The organism is Sphingobacterium sp. UBA7625 (assembly GCF_002484085.1).
GTDB classification, from domain to species: Bacteria; Bacteroidota; Bacteroidia; order Sphingobacteriales; family Sphingobacteriaceae; genus Sphingobacterium; species Sphingobacterium athyrii.
The window spans coordinates 52221-55564 of sequence record NZ_DLJD01000047.1; the positions used below are offsets into that span (position 1 = coordinate 52221).

A 3344-nucleotide genomic window follows, 5' to 3' on the forward strand; every position below is an offset into this window, starting at 1 on the left:
ATTCCTCACAGGCATCCAAATCATATACAATAGGATCTATCCCATGCTTACGCTTGATAAAACTCGGGATATACTCAATTGGTCCCGGACGATATAAAGCATTCATCGCAATCAAATCGGCAAATACCGTTGGTTTCAGATCGCGCATATATTTTTGCATGCCCGGAGATTCATATTGGAATACACCGATTGTTTCTCCACGCTGGAAAAGCTCGTAAGTCAACACATCATCTATCGGAAATTTATCCGGATCTAACACGATACCATGACTTAATTTAACGTTCTCAACAGTATCCTTGATAAGCGTCAGGGTCTTCAACCCCAAAAAGTCCATTTTCAACAGTCCGGCACTTTCAACGACGTGGTTATCAAACTGTGTCACATACAGGTCGGAATCCTTGGCCAAAGAAACAGGAACGAAATTCGTAATATCATCCGGTGTAATGATCACACCACAGGCATGAATACCCGTATTTCGGACAGAGCCTTCCAATACACGTGCCTGACGGATCGTCTCAGCTTCAAGTCCGGCACCGTCAGCGATTGACTTTAACCGGTTGACCGCCTCGATCTCCTCCGTTCGCAATTTTTCCTTTAGACCTGCCTCATCCAGCGTAAAGATTTTGGAAAGCTTCAGATTGGGAATCAGTTTGGCTATTTCATTCGCATCGCCCAAAGGCAGGTCAAGCACACGTGCGGTATCTTTAATCGAAGACTTCGCGGCCATCGTACCGTAAGTAATGATCTGGGCCACCTGACTTGCGCCATATTTATTGATCACATACTGCATCACCCGTCCACGTCCCTCATCATCAAAGTCAATATCAATATCAGGCATGGATACACGGTCGGGATTTAAAAAACGCTCAAATAGCAAATCGTATTTTATGGGGTCAATATTTGTAATCCCCAGACAGTACGCAACGGCAGATCCCGCCGCAGATCCCCGACCGGGCCCAACAGAAACACCCATATCACGTGCCGCAGCAATAAAATCCTGTACAATCAAAAAGTATCCCGGATATCCCGTTTTTTCGATCGTTGCCAATTCAAAATCCAGACGTTCTCGAATATCATCCGTTATTTCCTCATAGCGTTTCTCGGCACCTACATAACATAAGTGGGCGAGATATTTATTTTCCCCTCTTTTCCCCCCGTCCTCATTATCTTCTGCAACCTGGAATTCCTCCGGTATATCAAATTTGGGCAAGAGGACATCCCTGTTCAATTTAAAGACCTCTACCTTATCCACGATCTCCTGTATATTGAGAATTGCTTCAGGTAGATCTTTGAACAGGCTTTTCATTTCTTCAGAAGATTTAAAATAATACTCCTGATTGGGCAAACCGAACCGGAAGCCCCGCCCTCTCCCTTTGGGCGTGGAAAGTTTCTCGCCATCCTTCACGCATAACAGGATATCATGGGCGTGTGCATCCCCTTTCTTTTCGTAATAGGTATTATTGGTTGCTACAACTTTAATAGCATATTTACGGGCAAACTTCAATAGAGTTTGGTTGACCCTATCCTCATCTTCTTGTCCATGCCGCATTAACTCAAGATAGAAATCATCTCCAAAATGTTCCTTCCACCATTGCAAAGCTTCCTCCGCCTGATTTTCACCAATATTTAGCACCTTGCTAGGCACCTCTCCCTGGAGGTTTCCCGAAAGTACGATCACATCCTCTTTATATTGTAGAATGAGATTTTTGTCTATGCGGGGGACATAATAGAATCCTGCGGTATAAGCAAAAGAAGCTAACTTGGCTAGGTTATGATAACCACGTTTATTCTTTGCCAACAGCACAATCTGGTAACCGTTATCCTTTCGGGTTTTATCTTTATGGTCTTCACAAACAAAGAATTCACAACCTACAATAGGTTTTAGAATCTGACCGGTAGGTTCCTGCCCATTTTCGACTGCTTCGGCATTTTGTGCCTCTACCTCTTTATTATGACTGATGACCCTAGAAACAAATTCAAATGCCCCCATCATATTTCCATGATCGGTAAGAGCAACGGCAGGCATATTGTCTTTGACCGCAGCCGAAACCAACTTGTCATACGACATGGTCGACTGTAGAATAGAAAACTGTGAATGGTTATGTAAGTGAGCAAATTTTGCTTCCTTAAGGGCGGATAAGGCATCTGCATCTACGACAACACTAACTTCGTCTGGCGTAGCACGTTTTCTGATCTCATCAGAGGCCGCTTTAAGATTGATATGTTTAAGTCCAGCAGTAGGAACAGGACCGGGATTACTCGTTTTGAAATCCACAAAATACCCCGTATCCACCTGAAGTTCCTCGGCCGTAAAGACCTCTCTTCTGACCAGCTCCAGAAAACAACGTGTTGNNGTGTTGTCGCCTCAACGTCGGCCGTTGCATTGTGGGCCTCAGCAAACGGAACCCCAAACAAATAGGAGTGTAATTCGGTCAGATTAGGCAGTTTATACCGACCACCACGTCCACCCGGAATTTTCAACAGATCCGCAGTCACCTCGGTACAGGTATCCAAAACAGGCATACTCGCCATTTTGGAATCCATACTATAACGATAGAACTCACAGCCCATGATATTGAGGTCAAAACCAATGTTCTGCCCAACAACAAATTTCGCTTTATTTAACGCTGCATTGAATTTTTCAAGAGCAACCTGTAGTGGCACCCCCTGTTCTTCAGCCAATGCGGTAGATATACCGTGTATTTTTTCAGAGTCATNNCGACCAAATTTCCCATCTCATCGTGAATCTGCCATGCCAGCTGGATACAACGCGGCCAATTATCCGTGTCCGTAATTGGCGCGTCCCAACGCTTTGGCAAACCCGTTGTCTCTGTATCGAAAATAATATACATAAATTTCTAAACCTCTTTAATACAATACGTTAAATGTAATCAAATTTACATTTATTTGAACTTGAAATTTACGAAATTCTTAGGGAACATTCTGTCAGATTTTTGCGAAAAATAACAGCATAAAATCTGCTTTTATCGACCACCGCAGATGTCTGGCATCACCAAATTTGCCAATCTAAAAATTAATTTACACAAATGGTCCACAGCTCTTATCGCTGGCTCCCGCGGCTATTTGAGCAGACCCTTTGACAGCCATTCGGAATGACTGCTTTTAAGCATCTTCACAGATTTAGGAAAAAAGCAGAGTACTTCAAAAAAAGCTTAACAGGCAAAAAAGCATTGAATCCCACACAATCATAACAGCTATTTAATATTGTACCTACGACACTATCCCAGTTATTTATTATATTTGGATTTGACTCCAATTTCTATGATTAAAGCGATTTTTTTTGATATAGATGGGACACTGTTAAGTTTCAAAACACATCAAGT

General features: G+C 42.8%; 1 pseudogene (only partly in view). It reads right to left on the reverse strand.

The features are described 5' to 3' along the window. Window positions 1–2852 (reverse strand): annotated as a pseudogene (gene dnaE, locus B4G94_RS19585) (DNA polymerase III subunit alpha) (its annotated part extends 1301 nt beyond the left edge of the window); the annotation flags it as partial. Window positions 2853–3344 lie beyond the last annotated feature (492 nt).